The organism is Desulfobacteraceae bacterium, from assembly GCA_022340425.1.
Classification (GTDB): domain Bacteria; phylum Desulfobacterota; class Desulfobacteria; order Desulfobacterales; family JAABRJ01; genus JAABRJ01.
This window is the reverse complement of record JAJDNY010000161.1, coordinates 36,690-61,131: the sequence shown is the minus strand read 5'-3', so window position 1 is coordinate 61,131 and position 24,442 is coordinate 36,690. Positions and strand designations below refer to the sequence as shown.

Below are 24,442 nucleotides of genomic sequence, written 5' to 3'. Positions count from 1 at the left end.
GACCTCCACTTTTGTGTGAGACTCCCCCATGCACCAGCGTGTAGCGCTGACGGTCTCCCCCCGGGAAGCGGCCACTCCGCACCGCTACCTTCCCATCGCCGCCCGCAAGCTGGGTTTTGCGACCGGGGAGATCACCGCCGTCCGGATAACCCGCAGATCCATCGATGCCCGTTCCCGGCGCATCCGGGTAAACCTCGAGCTGGAGATCTCCACCGACCCCGCCGGGTTCTCTTCGGCACCCACGCAGCTGAGCTATCCCGACGTCCACGGCAAACCGCCGGTGCTGGTGGTCGGCGCCGGCCCGGCCGGGCTCTTTGCGGCCCTGCGACTGGTGGAGCTGGGATGCCGGCCGGTCATCATCGAGCGCGGCCGCGAGGTGCAGACCCGACGCAAGGACATCGCCCGCCTGCTGCGGCAAAACACCCTGGACCCCGACTCCAACTACGGCTTCGGGGAAGGCGGGGCCGGGGCCTTCTCGGACGGCAAGCTCTACACCCGCTCCCACAAGCGCGGGGATGTGGGCCGGATCCTGACCATTTTGCACCACCACGGCGCCGCGGCGGAGATTCTCTTCGAAGCCCAGCCGCATATCGGCTCCAACAAACTTCCCAGGGTCATCCAAAACATCCGCGAGACCATCCTGGCGGCCGGAGGTGAAATCCATTTCGAGACCCCGCTGACGGAATTCATCATCCGCTCCGGAAAAATCCAGGGGGTCAGGAGCCGGGGCGGCGGAACTTTCAAGGCGGCCGCGACCATCCTGGCCACCGGGCATTCGGCCCGCGACATCTACCACAAACTCCAACGCGCCGGGATTGCCATCACAGCCAAGGCCTTTGCCATGGGCGTCCGGCTGGAGCACCCCCAGACGCTGATCGACCGCATCCAGTACCATGGACAGCCGCGCGGAGCCTATCTGCCCCCGGCCACCTACCGCCTGGTGACCCAGGTGGAGGGCCGCGGCATCTACTCCTTCTGCATGTGCCCGGGCGGTTTCATCGTTCCGGCCGCCACCGGCCCCGGGGAGGTTGTGGTCAACGGCATGTCGTTCGCCAAACGCAACTCGCCCTACGCAAACGCCGGCATGGTGGTGGAAATCCGGTTGGCCGACATCCCCAGCCTGGACACCGCCCCTGAGCTGGCGGGCCTGTACTACCAGGCGACGCTGGAACGGGAGGCCTTCCGGCAGGGCGGCCGGCAAGGCCAGACCGCCCCCGCCCAACGCCTGACGGATTTCGTGGCCGGCCGGTACTCCAGCGACCTGCCGGCCACCTCCTACCTGCCGGGGGCGGTGTCCTCCCCGCTGCACGCCTGGCTGCCGGCCCCGATCACCACCCGTCTGCAGCAGGGTTTCAGGATTTTCGGACGTCAGCTCAAGGGGTTTTTGTCCCGCGAGGCGGTTTTGCTGGCGGTGGAATCCCGCACCTCCTCCCCGGTCAGAATCCCTCGCCACCCGGAATCCTTGGAGCATCCCCAGGTACGGGGGTTCTACCCCTGCGGCGAGGGGGCAGGCTATGCCGGCGGCATCGTTTCATCGGCAATTGACGGCGAACGCTGCGCTGAAAAAGCGGCCGCAGCGGCGACCGGCGCGCCCCCCTGATAGCGCGCGGGCGTGCGCCTCCGGCAGAGGCCCAGTAGCGGAGAGGAACGGCCGGGGCAGGTGCGGTGTGGGGTTGTATACATGAATCGCAAAGGCCGTCGCGGGTGGCGGGCCCGCTTTCAGGCCTTCGCCCTTCGCAGTTGGCGTCGGGCGGGTCCTACTGCGGGATGACGGTGTAAACGCCCCGTTCCAGGCGCCGGATTTTATTAATTTTGCTCAGGCGAAAGACGATGTTGCGCAGCTTTTTGTCCGGGTAGAGGGTTTTGGTCTTGATGTCGGCAAAGCTGATCCCTTCCGGCGCAGCCGCGATGATCTCCAGCACCCGGTCGGAGGCCGTCAGGGGCGCATCCCCGCCGGGCAGGGCCTGGCCGGCTTTAGCGCGCCGTGCGCCGAGGACCGAGCCCTGGATCAGCCCCTCGAGCTGATCGAGCTTGGCATTGAGCTTGTCGATGTCTTTTTTGGTGGGGATCTGGTAGTGCTGCAGCGCAAACTTCACCACCGCATTGAAACTGACCGGTTTTGATCTCTTGGCAGCCATGGCAACCTCCTCGATTGGGGGGCCGTGATCGACGGCGACCCGCGGGACTTGTGGGCCTTGGCAGAAAAAGGGGATGGCGCCCCCGCCGGTCTTTTGGTACGTCGGATAAGTCGTTTACGCATGCTCACTTTACTGCAGTCAGCAGGGTGTGTGCATGGTAGGCCGTCTCAAATCCGACGTCAGCTGGTGGCGTGGTTTCCTGCCGCACCCTAAAAATGAGACTCAAAACGATAATATGAGTGAATGAGAAAAAGTCAAGGGCGCCGTCCGGGCGACGTGAGGCGCGTTTTGGGTTTTACTTTTGCCGCGGAATCGATTAGGGTAACTCCCATCGCGACATTGCTGTTTTGAGGTCGCCGCCATCCACCAACCGCATTTACCAGCAGCCTAGTGATCCGATGCAACCGACACCCGAAGCGGCCCTGTCCCCCTGGGAGCCGGGGGTTCTCAGCCTAAGCGTGTTTGTGCTGATCGTTTTGGCCCTGGTGGCCGTGCTCCTTTTTCTCTCCTCCTGGCTGGGCCAGCAAAAAATCGGCCGCGAAAAATCACGCGCCTACGAAAGCGGCATCATTCCCACCGGAACCGCACGGCTGAGCTATCCGGTGCCGTTTTACCTGGTCGCCATTTTTTTCCTGTTGTTTGATGTCGAGGGGGCCTTCATTTTCTCCTGGGCCGTGGCCTGGGAGCAACTGGGCTGGGAGGGCTGGCTGCAGATCTCTTTTTTCATCATTCTGCTGCTGATAGGCCTCGCCTACGTCTGGTGCAAGGGAGGGTTGGAGTGGGGGCCGACACCCCGCAAGAACGCCGAGAACGACTGCTGAGCCGCGCCGACCTGCTGATCAACTGGGCCCGCAAGAACAGCCTGTGGCCCATGTTTTTCGGCCTGTCCTGCTGTTTCGTCGAGGAGGCCACGGCCTTCACCGCGCGCTACGACCTGGCGCGCTTCGGCGCCGAGGTCCTGCGCCCCTCGCCGCGCCAGGCGGATCTGCTGATCATCTCGGGCACCGTTTTCAAGAAAATCGCCCCGGTGGTGCTGCGCCTCTACGAGCAGATGGCCGAACCCCGCTGGGTGATCTCGATGGGCTCCTGTTCCAATTGCGGCGGGATGTACGACGCCTACAGCGTGGTCCAGGGAATCGACCAGATTTTGCCGGTGGATGTCTACATTCCCGGCTGCCCGCCCCGGCCGGAGGCGGTGCTCAAGGGGCTGGTGGTCCTCCAGGAGAAAATCGTGCGCGAGGAGCGCCCGGCAGCCGCGGTGTTTCACCTCCGGGGCGGCAGTCAGGGTACCGCCACGCCGGTCAGGGTCGACGGGCTCACCAAAAGCCGCGACCCCCGCGGCCCGGGCATGGTCGGCAGCGCCATCCGCGGCAGCGACGCGACCCCGCCGGCCTTTTTCGACAGCCGCTGCGACCTCATGTGGACCCCGCCGGCCGCGACCATCACCCTGACGGAAGCCCAGCAGGATCTGGCCGCGGATCTGCGAGCGCGCTTCGGCGAGGCGCTCCGGCCGGCCCCCCGGAGCAGCGACATCCCCACCTTCGAAATCCCCGCCGACCGGCTCAAAGAGGTCCTGCGCTACCTGAAAACCGAGGCCCGGCAGCGCTTCCGCCGGCTGGATGACCTCACCGCGGTGGACGAATCCGCCCGCCGGCGAACGGCCGCCGACGCCGATTTCACCCTGGTCTACCAACTGCTGTCGTTTGAGCCCGCCGGCCGCCTGCGGCTCAAGGTGCCCCTGCGGGGCGACGCCCCCCACAGCCCCACGGTGACCGACATCTGGCCCTCGGCCAACTGGTACGAGCGCGAGGTCTTCGACCTCATGGGCGTGCACTTCGACGGCCACCCCAACCTGCGCCGGCTGATCATGCCCCACGACTGGCAGGGCCACCCGCTGCGCAAGTGCCACCCGGGGCGCGCCACCGAAATGCCGCCTTACACCCGAACCGACGCCGTCCGCCACCAGCCCCTGGATGCCGGCCTGTTCATCAAGGAGAAAAGCGTCCAGCGCCTGCTGCTCAACGTCGGGCCGCACCACGTCAGCACCCACGGGCTGCTGCGCTACGTCCTGGAGCTGGACGGCGAGGAGATCACAGCGCTTGAGATGGACATCGGCTACCACCACCGCGCGGCCGAGAAAATCGCCGAACGCCAGACCTGGCACCAGTTCATCCCCTACACCGACCGCGTGGACTACCTGGCCGGGGCGGCCAACAACCTGCCCTACCTGCTGGCGGTGGAAACCCTGGCCGGGATCACGGTCCCCGAACGCGCCCAGGTGATCCGGGTGCTGATCAGCGAACTCTTCCGGCTCAGCAACCACCTGGTCTGGTTCGCCACCTTCGCCCACGATTTGGGCGCCATGGGGCCCAATTTCTACGCCTTCCGCGAGCGCGAGATGATTCTTGACATCGTGGAAACCATCACCGGCGGCCGCCTGCACCCCTCCTGGTTCCGGATCGGCGGGGTCGCCGCCGACCTCCCGGCCGGTTGGCGCGCGCCGCTGGAAGCCTTCGTCCGGATCTTCCCCGAGCGTCTCAGGGAGTATGAGACCCTCACCACGCGCAACCCCATTTTCCGCGCCCGCACCGAGGGCATCGGCCGGATCTCGCTGGACGAGGCCATCGACTGGGGGGTCAGCGGGCCCAACCTGCGCGCCTGCGGGCTGGCCTGGGACCTGCGCAAACAGTTCCCCTACTCGGGCTACGAGAATTTCACCTTCGAAATTCCCACCGCCACCGAGGGCGACTGCTACGCCCGCTACCAGGTGCGGCTGGCCGAGATGCGCCAGAGCCTGCGGATCATCGCCCAGGCGGCGGCCCTGATGCCCGCGGGCCGCCACGTCAGCGACGACTACCGCTACACGATCCCCCGCCGCGAGGACATGCTGCACGATATCGAGAGCCTGATCCACCACTTCGTCAACGTCACCCGCGGGCCGTGCATACCCCGCGGCGAGGCCTACGCGGCCTGCGAAATTCCCCGCGGCGAGCAGGGCTACTACGTGGTCAGCGACGGCCTGGGCTACCCCTACCGGCTGCACATCCGCTCACCGGGCTTCGCCAACGTGCAGGTCATGCCGCGGCTGGCGGTGGGCGCCAGCATCGCCGACCTGATTGCCGTCATCGGGTCACTGGACTATATTCTGCCGGACATCGACCGTTAGGACGCCGCATGCTGCCGACATCCCTCACAGAAGCGCTCAAGGCCAAAATCGCCGCCGCCCACCCGCGCGAGCTGGTGGTGGACGTCATGCTGGCCCTTCAGGCGCAGGTCGGCTACCTCAGCGACGAGGCCGTGGCCGCGGCGGCCGAACTGCTCCGGATGACCCCGCTGGAAATCGAGGAGCTGGCCACCTTCTACACCTTCATCTACCGCGAACCGGTGGGACGCTACGTGATCCACGTCTGCGACAGCGTGATCTGCTGGATGAACGGGGCCGACTCGCTGGCCGCCCATCTGTCCCGCCGGCTGGGGATCGCCATGGGGGAAACCACCCCCGACGGCCTCTTCACCCTCCTGCCGGTCTGCTGCATCGGCTACTGCGATCGGTCGCCGGCGATCTTGGTCAACCAGCGGGTCTATGGCCCGTTGACACCGGAAAGCCTCGACGCCCTGCTGGAGCGGCTGAAAAGCAGGGGTCAGGAGACCGCAGCGGTGGAGGCGGTCCCATGAGCCCGGCGGACGCCCCGTATCCCCAGGTTCTTTTTCGCAACCGGCAGCCGGACCGGATCGCGACCCTCGAAGAATACCGCCAAAGCAGCGGCTACGAGGCGCTCCAAACGGCACTGAACAACCTGTCGCCCCAGAAGGTGCGCCAGCAGATCCTGGAGGCCATGCTCCAGGGCCGCGGCGGCGCCGCCTTCCCCACCGGCCGCAAACTGATGACGGTGGCCGACGACGCCCCCCACCCGCGCTACCTGGTCTGCAACGCCGACGAGATGGAGCCCGGGACGTTCAAGGACCGGGTCCTGATCCACGCCGACCCCCATCTCCTGATCGAGGGCATGACCCTCACGGCCTTTGCCGAGGGCGCATGCCACGGGATCGTCTTCATCCGGCCGGAATACGAGAGCGCGGCCCGCATCCTGGAACGTGAGACCGGGGTGGCGCGCCGGGCCGGGCTGCTGGGAGCCGACATCCTGGGCAGCGGCTTCGACTTCGACATCGTGGTTCACCGCAGCGGCGGCCGCTATATATGCGGCGAGGGCAGCGCCCAGTTGAACGCCCTGATGGGCCGACGCCCCAACCCCAAGCAGCCGCCTCCCTACCCCACCGAAAAGGGCCTCTGGGGACAGCCCACCGTCCTGCAGAACGTCGAGACCCTGGCCTGCGTGGCCCCCATCATCCGCAACGGGCCGGAGTGGTTCAAAGCGCTGGCCCTGACCGAGACCGGCGCGGGCACCAAGATTTTCTGCGTGAGCGGCAAGGTCCGCAAACCGGGCTGCTTCGAGCTGCCCATGGGGGTGCCGCTGCGGGAAATCATCGAAACCCATGCCGGCGGGATGCTGCCGGGCTCCGAGTTCAAGGCCTGCCTGCCCGGGGGGGCCTCCACGCGCTTTTTGCCGCGGGAATTCTACGACCTCCCAATGGACTTCGAATCCCTGCGCCAGGCCGGGCACCGGCTGGGCACCGGCGCCATCATGGTCTTCGACCACAAGACCTGCCTGGTGGCAGCGACCCTCAACCTGATCACTTTCTTCGCCCGCGAGTCCTGCGGCTGGTGCACCCCCTGCCGCGAGGGCCTGCCCTACATCCGCGACCTGCTGGAACGGATCGAAGACGGCCGCGGGGAACCCGAATTCATCGCCATGCTGCAGGCCATGGCCGCGCACCTCTGGAAGGCCTATTGCGCCTTCGCACCCGGCGCGGCCTCGCCCCTGGAGAGTTTGCTGACCTATTTCGAAGACGAGGTCCAGGCCCATATCCGGCTGGGCCGCTGCCCTTTCCGGGTGCGCTGAAAACGATCCCGGCCGGCGGCGCGCCCGCCGCCGGCGAAACCGAGCCCTTGCGATGCCCACACTCGTTATCGACAACCAGGAAGTCGAGGTTCCGGCGGGAACCAAGGTCATTGAGGCCGCGGAAAAGCTGGGCATCATGATCCCGCGCTTCTGCTTCCACCCCGCCCTGGGGTCCGTGGGCGCCTGCCGGGTGTGCGCGGTGAAGTTCCTGGCCGGGCCGGTGGCGGGCATCCAGATGAGCTGCATGGTGACGGCCCTGGACGGGATGGTGGTCTCCACCACCGATCCTGAGGCGGTGGACTTCCGCCGGCAGGTAATCGAGTGGCTGATGCTCCATCACCCCCATGACTGCCCGGTCTGCGACGAGGGCGGCCACTGCCTGCTGCAGGACACGACGATCTCCGGCGGCCACGGCCTGCGGCGCTACCGCGGCGCCAAACGCACCTACCCCGACCAGGACCTCGGCCCCCTGGTGCGGCACGAGATGAACCGCTGCATCCACTGCTACCGCTGCGTGCGCTTCTACCAGGAGTTTGCCGGCTGCTTCGACCTGGGGGCGATGCAGATCGCCAACCGGGTCTATTTCGGCCGCTTCGCCGACGGCCCGCTAGAGAGCCCGTTTGCCGGTAACCTGATCGACATCTGCCCCACCGGGGTCTTCACCGACAAGCCGTCGCGCTACTTCGGACGGCGCTGGGACTACCAGCGCGCCCCCTCGGTCTGCCTGCACTGCAGCCTGGGCTGCCGCACCGTCGCCAGCGCCCGCTACCGCCAGACCGTGCGCCAGGAGGCCGGCTGCAACCCGGCGGTCAACGGTCACTTCATCTGCGACCGCGGCCGCTACGGTTTTTCCTACGCCGACCACCCGCGGCGCCCCCGCCAGGCCCGGGTGGGGGAGGCGGTCAAGCCCCTACCGGAAGCGGTCGCATTTGTCCGGCAAGAGCTGGGTCGCATCGCCCGGAGCGCCGGCCCGGATGCCATCGGGACCCTGGGCGGGCTGCGCAGCAGCCTGGAAACCCAGGCCTTTCTGGCGCGGCTGTGCCGCGCAAGCGGCTGGCGGCCGCCGGCCTTTTTCAACAGCGCCGGGCTGGCCGCGCGGGTGGCGGCAGCCGTCGCCGGCCTTAGCCCCGAGCTGGCGACCTCGCTGGGAGAAATCGAAGATGCGGATGCCGTGATCGTCGTGGGCGCCGACCCCTTGAACGAGGCCCCGATGCTGGCCCTCGCCCTGCGCCAGGCCCAGCGCCGGGGCGCCCCCATCCTGGTGGCCGACCCGCGACCGGTGCGGCTGCCGCTGGCATTTCAGCACCTCCCCCTGCCGCCCGAGGCCCTGGCCGCCTTCCTGGGCGCTGCGGTCAAAGACGCCCTGCCCGCCGGCGCGGCGCAGGCGCTGGGCGACCTGCCGCGTGCGTTCTGGCAGGCCCTGCCGGCCGCCTCCGGACCGGCTGCGGCGAACGTCCTGGCTGAGAGCCGCCGCCCGCTGATCGTCTGCGGCACCGAGACGGTGCCCGCGGCCCTGCCCGCTTTGGCCGCCGACTGCGCCCGGCTGCTGGCCGTCGGCCGCGAGCGCTGCGGTCTTTTCTACCTCCTGCCCGGCGCCGGCGCCTTCGCCGCCGCGCGCGTCTCGCCTCCCGGGGCCTCGCTGGAGGCCCTTTTGGAGGCCATCGAAGCCGGCCGCATCACGGCCCTGGTGGTGGTGGAGGCCGACCCCTTGAGCGACTTCCCCGACCGGCCGCGCCTGGAGCGCGCCCTGGCGCAGCTGGAACTGCTGGTGGTGCTGGACCATCTGTCCAGCGTCAGCGCCGCCCGGGCCCAGGTGCTGCTGCCGACCGCCACGATTTTCGAAGCCGGCGGCATCCTGGTCAACCAGGAGGGGCGCGTCCAGTGGGCGCAGCCGGTGCTGACCGGCGGCATCCCCGTCGCCCAAAGCGGTGCCGGCGGCCATCCCCCCCGGGACTATGCCGCAGGCCTGCCCGGCGGCGAGCCGACCCCTGCCTGGCGTTTCCTGACGCAGCTGGCAGGCGACGCCCGGGCCGCCGATGTCGGCAACCTCGCCGCCTGTATTGCCGAGGTCCTGCCGGAGTTTGCCAACCTGCCCCGGCCGGCCGCCCTGCCGCTCGAGGGTATCCGCCTGCCCCTTGGCGGGGCCGCCCCGTTCACCTCACCCACCGGAGAGCCGGCGGCCGCGGGACCTGACGGCCTGACAATCCTCTTGACCCAGCAAACCTTCGGCACCGAGACCCTTTCGGCCCTGTCGCCGCCGCTGCAGGCCCTGGAACAACCGCCGCGGGTCGCCCTTGGCCCCCAGTCGGCCGAGGCCCTGGGGCTTGCCAGCGGCGACCGGCTGGTGGTCAATGCCGCCGGCGGCTGTTTCGAGGCCACCCTCGCGGTGTGCGCCCACATGGCCCCCGGCGTCCTGGTGGTGCCGCGCCACCGCGACCTCAACTGGCAGCTATTGGGGCCATCCGGCACCCGGATCCCCCTGGGACACATCCGGCGCACGGAAGACCCGCACGCCGCCGTGCCACAAGGCAGAAGGAGCTGACCGAAACCATGTTCGTCTGGATCGCCGGCATCGTGCTGCTGCTCGCCAAGATCGGGGTCATCCTGGCGGTGGTCCTGGTGGTGGCCGCCTACCTCGTCTGGGTTGAGCGCAAGCTGCTGGCCCGCATGCAGGTGCGCCGGGGGCCCAACCGCGCCGGAAAGTTCGGTCTGCTGCAGCCCGTGGCCGACGCCGTCAAGCTGCTAACCAAGGAGGACACCGTGCCGGCCGAGGCCGACCGCACGATCTTCCTGCTGGCCCCGGCGGTGGTCGCCCTGACGGCGCTGCTGATGTTCGCGGTGGTGCCCTTCGGCCCGCCGCTGACCCTCTGGGGGCGGCAGGTGCCCATGGTGATCGCGGACCTCAACGTGGGGCTGCTGTTCATCTTCGCCCTCTCATCCCTCGGGGTTTACGGGGTGGCCCTGGGCGGGTGGGCCGCCAACTCCAAGTTCAGCCTGCTGGGCGGCATCCGCGGGGCGGCCCAGATGATCAGCTACGAACTCGCGCTGGGGCTGTCGCTGGTGCCGGTGGTGATCCTGGCGGGCTCCTTCAGCCTGGTGGACATCGTCGCGGCCCAGTCCAGGGTGCCCTTCGTGCTGGTCCAGCCGATCGCCTGCGCCATTTTTTTTATTGCCGCGGTGGCCGAGATCAAGCGCATCCCCTTCGACCTGCCCGAGGCCGAAAACGAGCTGGGTGCGGGCTTTCACATGGAGTACAGCGGGATGCGCTTCGGGCTGTTCTTCATCGGCGAATACGTCCACATGCAGGTGCTGGGCGCGCTGGTGGCGGTCTTTTTTCTGGGCGGCTGGCACGGCCCCCTACTGCCCGGGCCGGTCTGGCTGCTGCTGAAGATGATGCTGGTCTGCCTGGTGCTGATCTGGATCCGCGGCACCCTGCCGCGCCTGCGCTACGATCAGCTGATGGCCCTGGGCTGGAAGGTGCTCGTGCCGACCGCCCTGGTCAACATCCTGCTGACTGGGATGATCGTGCTGCTTTGAGACTTGCAAGGGGAGCAACCAGTGGAAGACCCAAACGATCATGAAGAAAAGTCTCCGCACGTAAAAGCGCAAAAACCGGGCGAGACCTCGGCCCTCGAAGCCCTGAAGGCCCTGGGCGCGGGGTTTGCCACCACCTTGCGGCACCTCTGGCGCAAACCGGTTACCGAGGAGTACCCCGAGTACCGGCGGGCGCTGCCCGAACGCTCCCGCGCCCGGATTGTCCTGACCCACGACCCCGACGGCGGGGAGCGCTGCGTGGCCTGCTACCTGTGCTCGGGGGTCTGCCCGGTGAGCTGCATTTCCATGCAGGCGGCCGAAATGCCGGACGGCCGCCGCTATGCCGCCTGGTTCCGGATCAACTTCGCGCGCTGCATCTACTGCGGGCTCTGCGAGGAGGCCTGCCCGACCGCGGCCATCCAGCTGACGCCGGATTTCGAAAACATCCAGCGCGACATCCTCAAGCTGGTCTTCGAAAAAGAGGACCTCCTGGTGGACGGCTGCGGCAAGGACAAGACCTACAACTTCTACCGCTGGGCGGGTGTTGCGACCGCGGCCGGCGGCAAGGGCGCCCACGAGCGGGAAGCCCCGCCGGTCAGGGTCCGCAGCAACCTGCCGTGACGGCGCGCACCTCCCATCCGCCGCCCGGTGGGAAACCGGTCGGCAAGGACGATGCCATGACGTTTCAGACCATCCTGTTTTATCTGCTGGCCGCCCTGATCCTCTGGGCCACGGGGCTTGCCATCACCCGGCGCAACCTGGTTCACGCCGTGGTCTACCTGGTGCTGTCCTTTTTCGGCAGCGCCCTGCTGTTCTATCTTCTCGGGGCGCCGCTGCTTGCTGCGCTGGAGGTGATCATCTACGCCGGAGCCATCATGGTGCTCTTTCTGTTCATCATCATGATGCTGAGCGGGGAGGCGCTGCGGGAAAAGTTTCACCCCCGGCGGCAGTGGCTGCCGGCCGGGTGCATGGGGCTGCTCTTTGGGGCGGTGGGCATTTTAATGGTCCTCCACGACCCGGCCGCCTCATCGCCCCTGATGCCGGCCGTGGCTTCACCGGCGCGCTTCGGCCAACACCTCTTCCAGCGGCACTGGCTGGCCATCGAAATCGTTTCCCTGTTGCTGCTGGTGGCCCTGATCGGCGCGCTGCTGATCGCCCGGCGCGGCGGCCGGCGCCAAAACCCCGCGGCGGAGGAGCCGGCATGATCGCCCCATACAGCCATGTCTTTCTGCTGGCCGGCCTGCTGTTTGTAATGGGCGCCGGCTGCACGGTGGCACGGCGCAACCTGGTGATGATCCTGCTGGGGTTTGAAATCATGCTCAACGCCGGGGCGATCGCCTTCGTGGGCGCCGCCCTGCGATGGCAGTCGATCGAAGGCCAGGTGTTCGCGCTTTTCATCCTGGCCGTGGCGGCCGCCGAAGTCTCCATCGGCCTGGCCCTGATCATCTGCATTTACCGTCGCAGCGGCACGGTCGCACCCGACCGCTTGGACTGAACCCGTGCAAGGCCGCAAGCGGCCGGCACCCCATAAGGATTGCACCCGCGAGCACACCATGACCCACCCGCTGACCCTCAACCCGACCGTGGCGGCCGCCTTGATGGCGGTGCTGGCGCCCCTGGCGGCTTTTGCGACGATCCTGGTGGCCACCCGCAGGCGCCCGCGGCTCTCCGCCGGCCTGTCGCTGGGGGCCGTCGGCATCTGCCTGCTGGGGACGCTCTTTCTGCTGGTCCGCCATTGGGGTGCGCCGACGCCCCTGCAGTTCAGCGGCCGCTGGCTGGTGGCCGGTGAGATCATGGTGCCGTTCGGCTTGCTGATCGATCCCCTGAGCTTGCTGATGCTCACCGTGGTGGCATCCATCTGTCTGCTGGTCCAGGTCTATTCACTGGGCTACATGGCCGGGGACCCGGGGTTTGCCCGCTATTACGCCTTCATGTCGCTTTTCGCCTGGGCCATGACCAGCATGACCCTGGCACCCTCCCTCTTCCAGCTCTATGTCTTCTGGGAGCTGGTGGGGTTGGCCTCCTATCTCCTGATCGGGTTCTGGTTCGACAAATGGAGCGCCAGTGAGGCGGGCAAAAAAGCCTTCGTGATGACCCGGTTAGGGGACGTCGCCTTTCTGCTGGGGCTGTTGGTGATCCTGACCCAGCTGGGGGATCTGGACATCCTGGCGCTCAACGCGCCCGAGACCGCCGCGCGCCTTTCGCCGGAGCTGACCACCCTCTCCAGCCTGCTGATCTTCGGCGGCGTGATCGGCAAAAGCGCCCAGTTCCCGCTGCTCACCTGGCTGCCGGACGCCATGGAGGGCCCCACCCCGGTCAGCGCACTGCTGCACTCGGCCACCATGGTGGCCGCCGGGGTGTTTCTCTTCGCGCGCCTGTTCCCCTTCTTCAGCCTCTCGCCGGTGGCCATGACGGTCTGTCTGACCGTGGGCACCCTGAGCATGCTGATGGCCGCCACAATGGCCATGGTCAGCCGGGACATCAAGCAGGTCTTTGCCTACTCCACCATCAGCCAGCTGGGTTTGATGATCATGGGCCTGGCCGCCGGCGGCTACTTCGCCGGCGTGTTTCACCTCGTGACCCACGCGGGCTTCAAGGCCCTGCTCTTTCTCTGCGCCGGGGTCCTGATCCACCGCTGCGGCAGCAACGACCTCTTCACCATCGCGCACGCCGGCGGCCGCCGATCAAAGACCGCCATGGTCTGCATGATCATCGGGGCCGCAGCGCTTTCCGGGCTGCCGCCGCTTTCCGGCTTTTTCAGCAAGGAGCTGATCCTGGCCGCGCTCGCCGCGCGCCCCACCGCGGTGTGGCTGGCGGCCGGCATGCTGGGGGTCTTTCTGACGGCCTACTACAGCTTTCGGCTGATCTTTATCATCCTCTTTCCGTCAACAAAAGCCCCCGCCCCGGCCGAGGCCGAGGCGGCGCCAGGAGCGCATCCGTCCGGCGATCACGACGACCCGCGCCGAAAGCGGGCGATGACGCTGCCGCTGGTGGCCCTGGCCGCGATCACGGTGCTGCTGGGCCTTGCGCAAACGCCGCTGGCCGCCTTTCTCGGCGGCTCCCCGGTCCTGACGCCGGACCCTGCGGGGCACGGCCGGGCCCTGCTCTTCTGGGCCGTCGGACTGACGCTGGCCGGCCTCCTGCTGGCCGGGCTGGAATTCGGACTGCCGCGCTCCCGCCAGGTGGGCTTCGTGGAAAAGATCCCGCCGCTTTATCTTCTCTTCAGCCAGCGGTGGTTTCTGGACCGCTTCTACCGTCAGCTGCTGGACCGCGTACTATATCGGGTGCTGTCCGGCTTCTGCACCTGGAACGACCGGCGGGTGATCGACGACGGCATCGACGGCCTGGCGCGGGCTGCGGCCCGGGCCGGCGGCCTGCTGGAACGCGCCCACAGCGGCATGATTCAGTACCGCCTGATGGTGATCTTCGTCACCATGGCCCTGCTGGCCTTTTATTTCTTTCTTTGAGGTGACCGCACGATGGCGCCCATGGCATACGCCCGCTTCCCTTTCCTGAGCCTGCTGCTGCTGTGCTGCATCGGGGGGCTGCTGGCAATCCTCTGCACCCCCGCCGCCCAAACCCGGCGGATCAAGTGGATCAGCGCCGTCTTCTCGGGGCTCTGCCTGGTGCTATCGGCCGGCCTGTTCATCGCCTACGACCAGTCCGCCGGCGGGCTGCAGTTCGTCGAGAAATTCCCCTGGGTGCCCTCCCTTGGAATCACCTGGTTCAACGCCGCCGACGGCTTCAACCTGCCCATGCTGCTTTTGACCGGCATCGTCTTTTTCACCGCGGTTCTCACCATGTGGGAGCTGGAGACGCGCGTCAAGGAGTTCTTCGCCCTGACCTTCCTGCTGGTGACCGGCGTTTTCGGCCTCTTCATGAGCCTGGATCTCTTTTTCATCTTCGTCTGGTACGACGTGTCGCTCTTTCCCATGTACCTTTTGATCGCCGTCTGGGGCAGCACCCGCAAAGAATACGGGGCCATGAAGCTGACCCTCTACCTCCTGGCCGGCAGCGCCCTGATCCTGCCGGCGATCCTCTACCTGGTGGTCCAGGCCGGCCTTTCCACCTTTGACCTCACGGCGCTCATGCAGCCCGGGACCTTCACCCCCTACCAGGAGAAATTCGCCTTCCTGCTGCTCTACCTGGGGTTCGGCATCCTGGCCGGGGTCTGGCCGTTTCACACCTGGTCGCCGGTGGGCCACGTGGCGGCCCCCACCGGGGTCAGCATGATCCACGCCGGGGTGCTGATGAAAATCGGGGCCTTCGGCGTCCTGCGGGTGGGCATCTTCCTCTGCCCCGCCGGCTGGCAGCACTGGGCGCCGCTGATGGCTCTCCTGGCAACCATCGGCATCGTCTACGGCGCCCTGGTGGGCCTGCGCCAGACCGACCTCAAATACGTCATCGGCTACTCCAGCGTCTCCCACATGGGCATCGTCGGCCTGGGGCTGGCCACCGTGACGGTGGACGGGCTGAACGGGGCGGTCTTTCAGATGTTTGCCCACGGCGTCATGACGGCCCTTTTCTTCTCGGCGGTGGGCTACATTTACGACCGCACCCACACCAAGGCCGTGGCCGAACTGGGGGGCCTCAGCCGAACCATGCCGGTGGCGGCCGCGTTTTTCATCGTGGCCGCCCTGACCGGCATCGGGGTTCCCTGCCTGGCCAGCTTCTGGGCGGAGCTGATGGTCTTTATCGCCGCCTTCCGGGTCTATCCCCTCTACGGCAGCCTGGCGGTGGGCGCGCTGGTGGTCAGCGCGCTCTTCATCCTGCGGGTGGTCCAGCGGACCTGCTACGGCCCGCCCAACCAGCGCCTGACGCACCTGCCGGACATCCCGCCGCTGCTGGGCGTACCACGGGTCATCCTGGTGTCGGTGATCGTGTTTTTCGGCCTTTTACCGGCGTTCATGGTCAACATGATCCAAACCGCGACGGTCGCGTTTTTCAACGGATTGCCCTGATGAACTGGACCCTTTTGAGCCCCGAACTCTTCTTCCTGACCGCCGCCCTGGTGTTTCTGGGCATTTCCATGAGCGGGCGCCCCGACCCCGAACGGGACTACCTCACGGCGGTCGTCCTGGGGGCCGTTGGACTAGGAATCTGCTTGGCGTACGTACCCCTGCGGGGGGACCTGTTTTTGGGCGCCTACCGCGTGGACCTCTTCTCCCAGACCTTCAAGACCCTGCTGGCCATGGGCTTTTTCCTGATTGTCTGCATCTGCAACGACCTGACCGGCGTCGCCGAGCGCCACCACCCCGAGTTTTACCTGTTGCTGACAGCCAGCACCCTGGCCCTGATGCTCTTGGTGAGCTGCGTGCATTTGCTGCCGCTTTACGTGGCTCTGGAACTCTCCAGCTACTCGCTTTACGTCCTGGTCTACCTGCGGGTCGACCTGCGCCAGGGGGTCCGCGCCGGCCTGACCTATTTTCTGATCGGCGCGGCAGCCTCGGCGGTGATGATCTTCGGCCTGGCGCTGCTCTACGGCGCCGCCCAGTCCGCCTACCTGGCGGATCTGATGACCGCCCTGCCCGGGATGCTGCACCAGCCGATGGTGGCCATCGGCGTGCTGCTGGCCCTGGCCGGGTTTTTCTTCAAACTGGCCGTTTTCCCCTTTCACTTCTGGGCCCCGGATGTCTACCAGGGCGCCCCCCACCAGGCGGCGGCCTACATCGCAACGGTTTCCAAGGTGGCCGCGGTGGCCGTCCTGATCCGCGTGGCGGCCCTCACCGGCGGTGCCGGCAGCTTCCTGACCGATGCCCTGGTGGCCCTGGCGATCGTCTCTATGACCGTGGGCAACTTGAGCGCCCTCGTCCAGAAGGACTTCAAGCGCCTGATGGCCTATTCCAGCATTGCCCAGGCCGGCTACGTCCTGATCGGCATTCTCAGCATGAGCCCCGCCGGCTACGGCGGCGCGATCTTCTACGCCCTGGCGCTATTGGTGATGAAGGTCACCTGCTTTCTGGTGCTGGTCGCGGCCGCCGGCGGCGGCCGCAACATGGAGATCGCCGGTCTGGCCGGACTGCACCGGCGCTCCCCGATCCTGGCCCTGGCCCTGATGATGGCGGTCTTCAGCCTGGCGGGGATCCCCCCCACCATCGGCTTCACCGGCAAGTTTCTGGTCTTCAAGGCCGCCATCGCCCAGGGGCATGTCAGCCTGGTGCTGATCGCCATGATCAACGTCGTCATCTCCCTCTACTTCTACCTGATGGTGGTGCGGGCGGCCTACCTGACGGAACCCCAGGGCCCCCAGCCGGCACTATTGGCGCCGCCCCTCACCCGCGGCCTGGCCTATTTCCTGGTGGCCCTGACCGTCCTGGCCGGCATTTACCCCACCCCGCTGATCACCTGGGCCGATGCGGCCGCCAGGGGGCTGATGTAGAGGCGGCGGCAAAAACCAATCCCCCCGCAACCGGCTTTCTGAGCGCCAGCGACTTCCACAGGGCCCGCCGGCTGCCAGAAGCGCAGGGCAGCCCGAAGGGGCCCGGGACGCGGGCGGCTTCTTTTGGTTCGTTTTCTTGTCCGCACAAGAAAATGAACAAAGAAAACCGGGAGATGTAAAGCCAGGCCTATCCCCGGGATTCCCGCCAGAGTATCTTTCTGACAAACACCCCACGGCGGGGTAAAATGCTTTTGATGGCGTTATTTGGAGATCTGCGACAGGTGGAAGAGCGATCTCTTAATTCCAAAAAAGACCGTCTGGTTTTGTATGGGTGGGCGGCTTTTCGATGGGTTTGGATCTTTACTTGGGGACTTCCCTTTGCGAAATTTTAACCATTATTTTCTCTTCGAGCGTCTTGCCGTTTTGCCTGATAACCAACAGTATCCCGTTTTCTCCGCTTGGAATGATACCGAATGTAATTTTCCCGGAATCAGCCCCCTTTCCGCCGAGGGGCCCCCGGGCCACGAGCTCCAGTGGGCCGATCTCCTTTGTAAAGGTCTGCCCCACAGGAATGATGCCCGGCGGGATGGTTTCGTTTTTAATGTCTTCGGCTGCTATTCCCTCAAACACGAAAACACCGCCATCGCGTCCATGGTAGAGATAACGGGTTTGATTCCAATCGATTTCCAGATCTTGGGAAGTCTTGTTGGTGACCGCGAGCCGAAAACGGTCAAAATAGTTTTTACCTTGGGAAAGCGGCTCCAATTGAGCGCTGAAGTAATCATTTTCGACGTTCCGAATTTCAGGGGTACTGATGGAAACCATCGTCGGCAAACACCCCCCTGCCAAAAAAATCATAAGACTGAGACTTGAGATAAAGCCCTTTTTCTGGAAAGTTTTCATGCGCCACCTTGCCATGGAATTTTACCGGCGTAAACGCCAAAACTAAAGAAAAAGATAACATGGAAAAAAGAATTTACCAACTCCAAACATCCCAGGGACGCACGTACCCTGAGCACCTGGCTCGGTAAAAGTTGCGCAAACCATGCAACCGGCAGGTTTCCCGGGGCCGCACTGTGTCCAAAGGCAGTGGCATTTGGACGCCCGCAAGCGTTGTGGCCTGAACCCAGTAGGTATCCTAAAGAGTTGCGCATCCCTTACCGATTACCCCTTTGATACCGGCCGTACACCCATTGCGGCAACCATGTGACGCCGTTCAGGCGGCCATCGGAGGGAAACGCACATGCATGGCATTCGACTCGCGGGGCTCATCCTGCTGGCGGCCGCTTTGATCGCGGGTTGCGCCACCACCAAGGGCACCACCCCCCAGGACAAGCGGCAGGCCATCCTCGAGATGAAAAATAAGACCCTGACGGACCTTTACGCCTGCCGCCCCCAGGCCAGGGGCCAGATCGCCAAGGCCCCGGGCTACGCCGTTTTCAGCAACGCCAACATCAACATCATCCTGGCCAGCTTCGGCGGCGGCTACGGCGTGGTCCGCAACAACCGCAGCGGGAAAAACACCTACATGAAAATGGGGGAGGTCGGCATCGGTCTGGGGGCCGGGCTGAAGGATTTTCGAACCGTCTTCATTTTTCACGACAGCGCCACCCTGCAGCAATTCATCGACAGCGGCTGGGAGTTCGGCGGGCACGCGGACGCGGCGGCCAAGGCCAGCGACATGGGGGCGGCCGTGGGCGGGGAGGCGGTCTTCGACAACATCACGATCTATCAGCTGACCGAAAGCGGCCTGGCGTTGCAGGCCACCGTCAAGGGCACCAAGTACTGGAAGGACGGCGCCCTCAACTGACACGCGCCGGCCGCATCCTGAAATTCACCCGCTTGATGCCCTCTTTTCAGAAAAACTCCTCCATGATCTCCAGACAATTTGCCTGGTTTTGGAATTCCGCGCGGGAAAGCTCCGAAACCAGGTGCCCCCCGCGCAGAATCAGGACCCGGTCCGCCAGACGGCGCATCTGGCTCAGACTGTGGGTCACGGCCAGAATGGCGTAGCGCTCCTTGAGGCTTTGAAAGAGCGCCTCGATCTTGCGGGTGGCCTTGAAATCCAGGGAAGCCGTGGGCTCGTCCAGCAGCAGAATTGCGGGGTCCAGGGCAAGCACCCGGGCCAGGCAAAGGCGTTGCTGCTGGCCGCCGGAAAGGGTCAGGGCGCTGTCGCGCAAACGGTCCTTGACCTCCTCCCACAACCAGACATCCTCAAGGGCGCGCTGGACCCGCTGCGCCGCCTCAACCTTGCTCATGCCTAAAGCGACGCACAAGGGCAGGGTCAGATTTCTTTGAATCGAAAAAGGCAGGACATTGGGGTTTTGAAAGACCATGCCCACCCGCAGGCGCAGATCGGTCAGGGGGAAATTTTCAGCATAGCAGTCCAGCCAGTGGCCCCCCAGCCGGACCCGCACCAGGCCGTGCGTCGCACTCCCCGGATATTCTTCGTTCAGGCGGTTCACGGCCCGCAGCAGGGTCGTCTTGCCGGAGCCGGACGGTCCCACGACCATGACCAGTTCGCCGGGGCCAAGGCGCAGATTGATCCGGTCAAGAACGATCTTTTCATCGAAGCGGACCGTCAGGTCGCGCATTTCCAGGATGGGTTCCGGCAGGGCCATTATTTTTTCCAGCGGTGCTCCATGGTTCTTTGAATCAGAAAGGCCAGGCAGAACAGCGCGCCGGTGAGCATCAAAAGGACCAGGGCCGCGCCGAAGGCCTGGTCCAGTTCCGCCACGGAGCGGTGTTCGGCGGCAAGATAGTATATCCGAAAGGGCAGGGCCTCGAATTTGTCCCACAGGCTGCGGGGCAGAAAGGCCTGGGCCACCACGCCGGTCAGCAGGATCACGGCCGTGTCTTCGGCGGCCCGTCCCATGGCCAGGATCACGCCGCTGAGGATCCCCCGGCCGGCGGAGGGCAGCAGGACGTGGCGCGTGTTCTGCCACGTGCTGAACCCCAGACTTGGCCCCAGCAGGCGCAAGTGCTCCGGCAGCCCGGAGAGGGCGTTTTGGGTGGTGCGCACCAAATAGGGCAGGATCAGCAGCGCGATACATACCGCCGCCAGCAGCAGGCAGGTCTTGGCGTGGGGAAAGAGCGCATGCCGCAGGACCACGATCATGCTGAAGCCGAAGAGGCCCATGACAATCGACGGGATGCCGGCCATCAGGTCCACGGCGAACCCGGTCATGCTTTGATAGCGCCGGCTGGCGTAGACGGATAGATAGACCCCGCCGGCAATCCCCACGGGAACGGCCATCAAACAGGAAAGGACCACCAGAATAAGGGTCCCGGCCAGGGCCGACCAGAGCCCGTCGAAGACCGGCCGGGCCCCGGTCAAGGCGTCCCTCCAGGGGGTCTGCCCAAAGAACAGTTCAAGCCCCAGGGTGCCTGCCCCGCGAAAGATCAGAAAGCCCATGACCGCCAGAACGGCCACGCCCGTAAGCGCGGCTGCACTCCAGCAGAAAGCGGTCGTTGCCGTGTCCGCAAGACTGTGTTTTTGTGCGGCGGTCATGGGGCAAAGGACCTGCCCAGCCTGCGCAGGGCCAGGTTGATGAGAACCATGATCAGGAACAGGATCAGACCGGAGGCGAAGACCGAGTGGTAAAACGTGCTCTGGCTGTCCGTGGCCACGACCAGGGCGATGTGCGCGGTCAGGGTGCGGATGGCGTCCGCAGGGGAGCCCGGGACCATGGGGGCGTTGCCGGCGAGCATCAACGATATCAGCGTGTCCCCCACGGCCCGCCCGAACCCCAGGATTACGGCGGCCAGCAGGCCGCGCCGGGAAAGCGGCAGCAGCACATGCCGGATGTAGGCGGGTTTGGAAAACCCCAGGGCGGCGCAGGTGGCCCGGGCCGTGCGGTCCACCTCGCGCAGCGTGGCGTGAAAGACCAGCACGATGGTCGGCAGAATGAGCAGGGTGAGCGCCAGCATGGCCGTCAGCAGGGAAAAGCCCGTGCCGCGTTCAAACCACTGCCGCATCAGGGGAACCAGCATAAAAATCGAGACGAACCCGTAGATTACCGTGGGAATGCTGGTCATGTAGTGCACCAGGGCCAGACAGAGGCTTTTGACCCGGCCCGGGGCCAGGACCTGAACGAAGCACGCGAGGCCGACAGCCAGGGGTGTGGCTGCGGCCAGCGCGCCCAGGGAGAGCCAAAGCGAGCCGACCACCATGGGCAGGATGCCGAACTTCCCCTCAAACGGCAGCCACTGCCAGGCGAGCACCGTAGCCAGGCCGCCGTGGGCGAAAAGCGGCAGGACCAGGGTGATCAGGACCAGCAAAATACACAAAGCCGCCGCGGTGGACACCATCGCGGCGGCGCACAGCAGGCGTCGGATCCAAATTTCGAAAAACATCGGAATCAGGGAGGGGAGGGTGAAACTACCGCACCGGAATGTAGCCGGCGGCGCTGGTGATGCCGGCGCCTTCCTCGCTCAGGATATAGTCGATGAACGCCCGCGCCAATGGTTTGGGGTCGCCCTTGGTGTTCATGAACAAATGCCGAACCACGGGATAGCTTTTGTCGACCGCCGTCTCCTGGGAGGGCGTGACCCCGTCGACCGCCAGGGGCTTCACCGTGTCGTCGATATGGCCGATGCTCATGTAGCCGATGGCATTGGCATCCTGGGAAACCGCCACCTTCATGGCGCCGTTGGACTGAATGATGTTCGCGCTGGCCACGATCGGCTCCTTTTTCAGCATCTTGCCCCAAAAAACCTCGTGGGTGCCGCTGGCCTCCTCGCGACCGTAGACATGGATGGCCTCGTCCGGGCCGCCCACCTCGCTCCAGCGGGTGATCCGCCCGGCAAAAATATCCCGGATCTGCTGGGCCGTGAGGCCGGTCACGGGGTTTTCCGGGTGCACGATGGGCGCCACGCCGTCGATCGCGAAATCAAAGGACTGCAGGCCGAACTTGGCCACTTCCTCCTCGGACAGGGCGCGCCCGGTGTTGCCGATATCCACCAACCCCTCGCCGACCTTCTGCACGCCGATACCTGACCCGCCGCCGGCCACGGTGATCCGGACCTTCGGATTGAAGGTCATGATCCGCTTGGCCGCCTCGTTCATCACCGGGATGTGGGCCGTGCCGCCGGCAATGTCCAGGGTTCCCTCGAGATTGGTGAAGCGGTCCAAATCTCCGGCCAAGACAGGTGCCGCGCACACCAGCAACGCCAGGGCGATCACCGACAAAGAGAATCCTTTTGGGCTCATCACGGTCTTTTCACCTCCATGTTTTTAAATTTCACCGGGTTGTCTCCAATTGCCGGCATTCCACCTCATTTTTCACTCAGGGACATGGGCTGCGGGGCGGATTTCCCCGCCTGGAGGATGTTTATCCGGGCCGGAGGGTCTCCGGCAGCTGCTGGGGCCAGGATGGCATCGGGCGTTTCCGGCGCACACACCCCCCTTTGAAGTGCCCGCACGAGCTGCCCCCGGGTTTCGACGCGCTCCTGGAAGCGGGTGCGCACCCGGCCGAGTTCGGCCAGGCAATGGGCGTCGCTGCCGGCGCATTCCGTGAAATCATAACGCCGCCGCCAGCCGTCGACCGCCCGATTTTCGACCGCCTTGTTGCGGCCGTTGAGACTCTCCACGATCCGGCAGCGCCCCTCGCGTATCAGATCCTCTCTGACGGGACGGCCGCCGCGAAAGGGATGCGCGGCAATGGCCACTCCACCGGCGGCCGCCACCCGATCCAACAGCCGGCGCGCACTGAGATGCGGCGCAAGTTCGTCAAATGGCCCGATGATCAGAAAATCGCCTTCCGGGGTGGCATATTCGAGACCGAAAAAAACATACAGCCCGTCGGGCTGGCGGCCTTCCCGCAGGGTGTGCGCCGCCGCCATACTCCCGTGATCGGTGATGCAGACACCATCCAGCCCCCGCCGCCGGGAGTGGGTCAGAAGGTCCTCCAGGGTCAGCCGGCTACAGGGGGAGACCGTCGTGTGCACGTGCATATCGATTAACATGCCGGTAAAATACCATTTCTACACCGCCAGGCAAATTTTTAATATCTATCCTTGCGTTGGATTGTATCGACAGAATCGATAGAATTGCAGCGGGTCGGGATTTGGTTTAGGATTGCCGAGATTGATTGACCCCGAGGTGCCCCATGGCCAGAAAGTGTATTTTAATCCTTTTGGACGGTGCCGGGGATCGCAGCTACCGGCGGCTGGGACACCAGACCCCCCTCCAGGCGGCGGCCACCCCGGTCTTGGACCGCCTGGCGGCCCTTGGCTGCAGCGGTCTCTACCACCCCGCCGCCCTGGGTCAGGCGCTGCCCAGCGAAAACGCCCATTTCGCCATGTTCGGCTACGCCTCCGAGGACTTTCCGGGCCGCGGCGCCCTGGAGGCATTGGGCGCCGGGATTTCCCTGGACAACCAAACCGTGGCGATCCTGGCCCACCTGGCGAGCCTGACACCTGAGGGCGATCGTCTTCTGCTGGCCGACGGCAAACCGCCCTTCACCAATGCCGAAGCCGACCAGCTTTTCGGCCAGGTCACGCCCTGGGAAGAAGCGGAAGTGCGGGTCGACTTCACCCGCACCGAGGGGTTACGCGGCATCCTGACCCTGCGCGGGGACGTCTCTCCCCGGGTGACCGACACCGATCCGGTGACCCACGGCCGCCCCGTCATGGCGCCCCGGCCATGGCAGGCCGCTTTCCACGACCCGGCTGCCGCGCGCAGCGCCCGGGCGCTCGGCGCATACCTGGGGTACCTTTACCGCCGCCTGGCGGCCCTGCCCCTCAACCGCCTGCGCGCCGCCGCAGGCGCCCCGCCCATCAACGGCATGCTGACCCAACGGGCCGGCCGGCTGAAAAACGCGCCCCCGTTTAGAGAACAAAACGGGTTGCGCGGGCTTTTGATCGCCTCCGGCATCGTCTACCAAGGGTTGGCAGCCTACATCGGTCTGGACTTCCGCCCGGTGGTCGATTCCACCGATCCCGGGGCCGACCTGGCAGCGCGCCTGAGATTGGCCCAACAGGCCTTGGGCCGCTACGACTTTGTCCACGTGCATACCAAAGCCCCCGATGAAGCAGCCCACACCAAAGACCCGCTGGCCAAAAAGCGTGTCCTCGAATCCCTGGACCGTGGCCTCGGCCAGGCCATCGCCCCGCTGCTGGCAGACCCGGAGGTCCTAATCATCGCAACCGCCGACCACGCGACCCCCAGCTCAGGCCCCCTGATCCACTCCGGGGAATCGGTGCCGCTGACCTTCTGCGGTCCCGGGGTTCGCCGCGACAGGGTGCAGGCCTTCGACGAGATCAACGCCGCCGGCGGGGCGCTGGGGCCGGTGCGCGGCCGGGAGCTGATGTATCTGATTTTAAACCACCTGGACCGGGCCAAGCTGCAGGGTCTGATGGACTCCCCCGTGGACCAGCCATACTGGCCCGGTCTTTCGGTGCCCTTCAGGCTGGATCCCGGTCCGTGA

The 24,442-nt window shown here is 65.8% G+C and carries 22 protein-coding genes; 15 read left to right on the top strand and 7 right to left on the bottom strand.

Translation table 11 applies throughout. From position 1 onward, the window contains the following. Window positions 1–28 precede the first annotated feature (28 nt). Window positions 29–1,600, top strand: a complete 1,572-nt coding sequence (locus LJE63_14070; GenBank protein ID MCG6907732.1) for an FAD-dependent monooxygenase — start codon at window positions 29–31, stop codon at window positions 1,598–1,600. A gap of 157 nt (window positions 1,601–1,757) precedes the next feature. On the opposite strand, the gene LJE63_14065 is transcribed toward LJE63_14070, so the two are convergent. After that, complete coding sequence (locus LJE63_14065) at window positions 1,758–2,138, bottom strand: hypothetical protein (GenBank protein MCG6907731.1); 381 nt, start codon at window positions 2,136–2,138, stop codon at window positions 1,758–1,760. Between the two features lie 398 nt (window positions 2,139–2,536). On the opposite strand from LJE63_14065, the gene LJE63_14060 reads away from it, so the two are divergent. The 12 genes from LJE63_14060 to LJE63_14005 all read left to right on the top strand — a co-directional run bounded on the left by LJE63_14060 (window position 2,537) and on the right by LJE63_14005 (window position 17,012). Beyond that, a complete protein-coding gene (locus tag LJE63_14060; GenBank protein MCG6907730.1) occupies window positions 2,537–2,959 on the top strand; it encodes an NADH-quinone oxidoreductase subunit A in 423 nt (140 codons plus the stop codon). Then, the gene (locus LJE63_14055) at window positions 2,953–5,304 is read left to right on the top strand and encodes an NADH-quinone oxidoreductase subunit B/C/D (protein MCG6907729.1); all 2,352 of its coding nucleotides are present in this window, start codon (window positions 2,953–2,955) and stop codon (window positions 5,302–5,304) included. Before LJE63_14060 ends, LJE63_14055 begins: the two co-directional genes overlap by 7 nt. An 8-nt stretch (window positions 5,305–5,312) precedes the next feature. Next, window positions 5,313–5,813, top strand: coding sequence for an NADH-quinone oxidoreductase subunit NuoE (nuoE, locus tag LJE63_14050; protein ID MCG6907728.1), 501 nt, complete (start codon window positions 5,313–5,315; stop codon window positions 5,811–5,813). Further along, window positions 5,810–7,099, top strand: a complete 1,290-nt coding sequence (locus tag LJE63_14045) for an SLBB domain-containing protein (GenBank protein ID MCG6907727.1) — start codon at window positions 5,810–5,812, stop codon at window positions 7,097–7,099. Before nuoE ends, LJE63_14045 begins: the two co-directional genes overlap by 4 nt. Window positions 7,100–7,151: 52 nt before the next feature. Next, complete coding sequence (gene nuoG / locus LJE63_14040) at window positions 7,152–9,641, top strand: NADH-quinone oxidoreductase subunit NuoG (GenBank protein MCG6907726.1); 2,490 nt, start codon at window positions 7,152–7,154, stop codon at window positions 9,639–9,641. Between the two features lie 8 nt (window positions 9,642–9,649). Continuing rightward, window positions 9,650–10,636 (top strand): NADH-quinone oxidoreductase subunit NuoH, encoded by a 987-nt coding sequence (gene nuoH, locus LJE63_14035; GenBank protein MCG6907725.1) that lies wholly within the window; start codon window positions 9,650–9,652, stop codon window positions 10,634–10,636. A 102-nt stretch (window positions 10,637–10,738) separates the two neighbouring features. Further along, a complete protein-coding gene (gene nuoI, locus LJE63_14030; GenBank protein MCG6907724.1) occupies window positions 10,739–11,254 on the top strand; it encodes an NADH-quinone oxidoreductase subunit NuoI in 516 nt (171 codons plus the stop codon). 56 nt (window positions 11,255–11,310) lie between these two features. Further along, window positions 11,311–11,838 (top strand): NADH-quinone oxidoreductase subunit J, encoded by a 528-nt coding sequence (locus LJE63_14025; GenBank protein ID MCG6907723.1) that lies wholly within the window; start codon window positions 11,311–11,313, stop codon window positions 11,836–11,838. Further along, entirely contained in the window at window positions 11,835–12,128 is a 294-nt protein-coding gene (gene nuoK, locus LJE63_14020) for an NADH-quinone oxidoreductase subunit NuoK (GenBank protein MCG6907722.1), read from the top strand. The genes LJE63_14025 and nuoK overlap by 4 nt, the downstream gene beginning before the upstream one ends. A gap of 58 nt (window positions 12,129–12,186) precedes the next feature. Beyond that, the gene (locus tag LJE63_14015) at window positions 12,187–14,100 is read left to right on the top strand and encodes an NADH-quinone oxidoreductase subunit L (GenBank protein ID MCG6907721.1); all 1,914 of its coding nucleotides are present in this window, start codon (window positions 12,187–12,189) and stop codon (window positions 14,098–14,100) included. 12 nt (window positions 14,101–14,112) lie between these two features. Continuing rightward, the gene (locus tag LJE63_14010) at window positions 14,113–15,594 is read left to right on the top strand and encodes an NADH-quinone oxidoreductase subunit M (protein MCG6907720.1); all 1,482 of its coding nucleotides are present in this window, start codon (window positions 14,113–14,115) and stop codon (window positions 15,592–15,594) included. Then, on the top strand, window positions 15,594–17,012 hold the full coding sequence (locus tag LJE63_14005) for an NADH-quinone oxidoreductase subunit N (GenBank protein ID MCG6907719.1): 1,419 nt from the start codon (window positions 15,594–15,596) through the stop codon (window positions 17,010–17,012). Before LJE63_14010 ends, LJE63_14005 begins: the two co-directional genes overlap by 1 nt. Before the next feature lie 360 nt (window positions 17,013–17,372). On the opposite strand, the gene LJE63_14000 is transcribed toward LJE63_14005, so the two are convergent. Continuing rightward, entirely contained in the window at window positions 17,373–17,915 is a 543-nt protein-coding gene (locus LJE63_14000) for a hypothetical protein (GenBank protein ID MCG6907718.1), read from the bottom strand. Window positions 17,916–18,255: 340 nt separating this feature from the next. Here LJE63_14000 and LJE63_13995 point away from each other — a divergent pair, with 340 nt between their 5' ends. Continuing rightward, the gene (locus LJE63_13995) at window positions 18,256–18,822 is read left to right on the top strand and encodes a hypothetical protein (GenBank protein MCG6907717.1); all 567 of its coding nucleotides are present in this window, start codon (window positions 18,256–18,258) and stop codon (window positions 18,820–18,822) included. A 46-nt stretch (window positions 18,823–18,868) separates the two neighbouring features. Here the strand turns inward: LJE63_13995 and LJE63_13990 are convergent, their stop codons facing one another. The 5 genes from LJE63_13990 to LJE63_13970 all read right to left on the bottom strand — a co-directional run bounded on the left by LJE63_13990 (window position 18,869) and on the right by LJE63_13970 (window position 22,979). Beyond that, entirely contained in the window at window positions 18,869–19,633 is a 765-nt protein-coding gene (locus LJE63_13990) for a phosphate ABC transporter ATP-binding protein (GenBank protein MCG6907716.1), read from the bottom strand. Further along, window positions 19,633–20,523 carry an ABC transporter permease subunit gene (locus LJE63_13985; GenBank protein ID MCG6907715.1) on the bottom strand — a complete coding sequence of 297 codons (891 nt, stop codon included), beginning with the start codon at window positions 20,521–20,523 and terminating at the stop codon, window positions 19,633–19,635. The genes LJE63_13990 and LJE63_13985 overlap by 1 nt, the downstream gene beginning before the upstream one ends. Beyond that, window positions 20,520–21,368, bottom strand: a complete 849-nt coding sequence (locus LJE63_13980; protein MCG6907714.1) for an ABC transporter permease subunit — start codon at window positions 21,366–21,368, stop codon at window positions 20,520–20,522. Before LJE63_13980 ends, LJE63_13985 begins: the two co-directional genes overlap by 4 nt. 25 nt (window positions 21,369–21,393) lie before the next feature. Continuing rightward, window positions 21,394–22,224: a phosphate ABC transporter substrate-binding protein gene (locus LJE63_13975; GenBank protein ID MCG6907713.1), complete on the bottom strand. Its 831-nt coding sequence runs from the start codon at window positions 22,222–22,224 to the stop codon at window positions 21,394–21,396. 65 nt (window positions 22,225–22,289) lie between these two features. After that, entirely contained in the window at window positions 22,290–22,979 is a 690-nt protein-coding gene (locus LJE63_13970) for a PHP domain-containing protein (protein MCG6907712.1), read from the bottom strand. Between the two features lie 143 nt (window positions 22,980–23,122). On the opposite strand from LJE63_13970, the gene LJE63_13965 reads away from it, so the two are divergent. Continuing rightward, a complete protein-coding gene (locus LJE63_13965; GenBank protein MCG6907711.1) occupies window positions 23,123–24,442 on the top strand; it encodes an alkaline phosphatase family protein in 1,320 nt (439 codons plus the stop codon).

Bases quoted from the DNA above. Each gene is read 5' to 3' on its own strand.
- LJE63_14005 (MCG6907719.1), top strand. From the start codon at position 15,594: ATGAACTGGACCCTTTTGAGCCCCGAACTCTTCTTCCTGACCGCCGCC.
- LJE63_14010 (MCG6907720.1), top strand. From the start codon at position 14,113: ATGGCGCCCATGGCATACGCCCGCTTCCCTTTCCTGAGCCTGCTGCTG.
- nuoH (MCG6907725.1), top strand. From the start codon at position 9,650: ATGTTCGTCTGGATCGCCGGCATCGTGCTGCTGCTCGCCAAGATCGGG.
- LJE63_14070 (MCG6907732.1), top strand. From the start codon at position 29: ATGCACCAGCGTGTAGCGCTGACGGTCTCCCCCCGGGAAGCGGCCACT.
- LJE63_13965 (MCG6907711.1), top strand. From the start codon at position 23,123: ATGGCCAGAAAGTGTATTTTAATCCTTTTGGACGGTGCCGGGGATCGC.
- nuoE (MCG6907728.1), top strand. From the start codon at position 5,313: ATGCTGCCGACATCCCTCACAGAAGCGCTCAAGGCCAAAATCGCCGCC.
- LJE63_14025 (MCG6907723.1), top strand. From the start codon at position 11,311: ATGACGTTTCAGACCATCCTGTTTTATCTGCTGGCCGCCCTGATCCTC.
- LJE63_14060 (MCG6907730.1), top strand. From the start codon at position 2,537: ATGCAACCGACACCCGAAGCGGCCCTGTCCCCCTGGGAGCCGGGGGTT.
- nuoK (MCG6907722.1), top strand. From the start codon at position 11,835: ATGATCGCCCCATACAGCCATGTCTTTCTGCTGGCCGGCCTGCTGTTT.
- LJE63_14015 (MCG6907721.1), top strand. From the start codon at position 12,187: ATGACCCACCCGCTGACCCTCAACCCGACCGTGGCGGCCGCCTTGATG.
- nuoG (MCG6907726.1), top strand. From the start codon at position 7,152: ATGCCCACACTCGTTATCGACAACCAGGAAGTCGAGGTTCCGGCGGGA.
- LJE63_13970 (MCG6907712.1), bottom strand. From the start codon at position 22,979: ATGTTAATCGATATGCACGTGCACACGACGGTCTCCCCCTGTAGCCGG.
- LJE63_14045 (MCG6907727.1), top strand. From the start codon at position 5,810: ATGAGCCCGGCGGACGCCCCGTATCCCCAGGTTCTTTTTCGCAACCGG.
- LJE63_13995 (MCG6907717.1), top strand. From the start codon at position 18,256: ATGCATGGCATTCGACTCGCGGGGCTCATCCTGCTGGCGGCCGCTTTG.
- LJE63_14000 (MCG6907718.1), bottom strand. From the start codon at position 17,915: ATGAAAACTTTCCAGAAAAAGGGCTTTATCTCAAGTCTCAGTCTTATG.
- LJE63_14065 (MCG6907731.1), bottom strand. From the start codon at position 2,138: ATGGCTGCCAAGAGATCAAAACCGGTCAGTTTCAATGCGGTGGTGAAG.
- LJE63_13985 (MCG6907715.1), bottom strand. From the start codon at position 20,523: ATGACCGCCGCACAAAAACACAGTCTTGCGGACACGGCAACGACCGCT.
- LJE63_13990 (MCG6907716.1), bottom strand. From the start codon at position 19,633: ATGGCCCTGCCGGAACCCATCCTGGAAATGCGCGACCTGACGGTCCGC.
- LJE63_13980 (MCG6907714.1), bottom strand. From the start codon at position 21,368: ATGTTTTTCGAAATTTGGATCCGACGCCTGCTGTGCGCCGCCGCGATG.
- LJE63_13975 (MCG6907713.1), bottom strand. From the start codon at position 22,224: ATGAGCCCAAAAGGATTCTCTTTGTCGGTGATCGCCCTGGCGTTGCTG.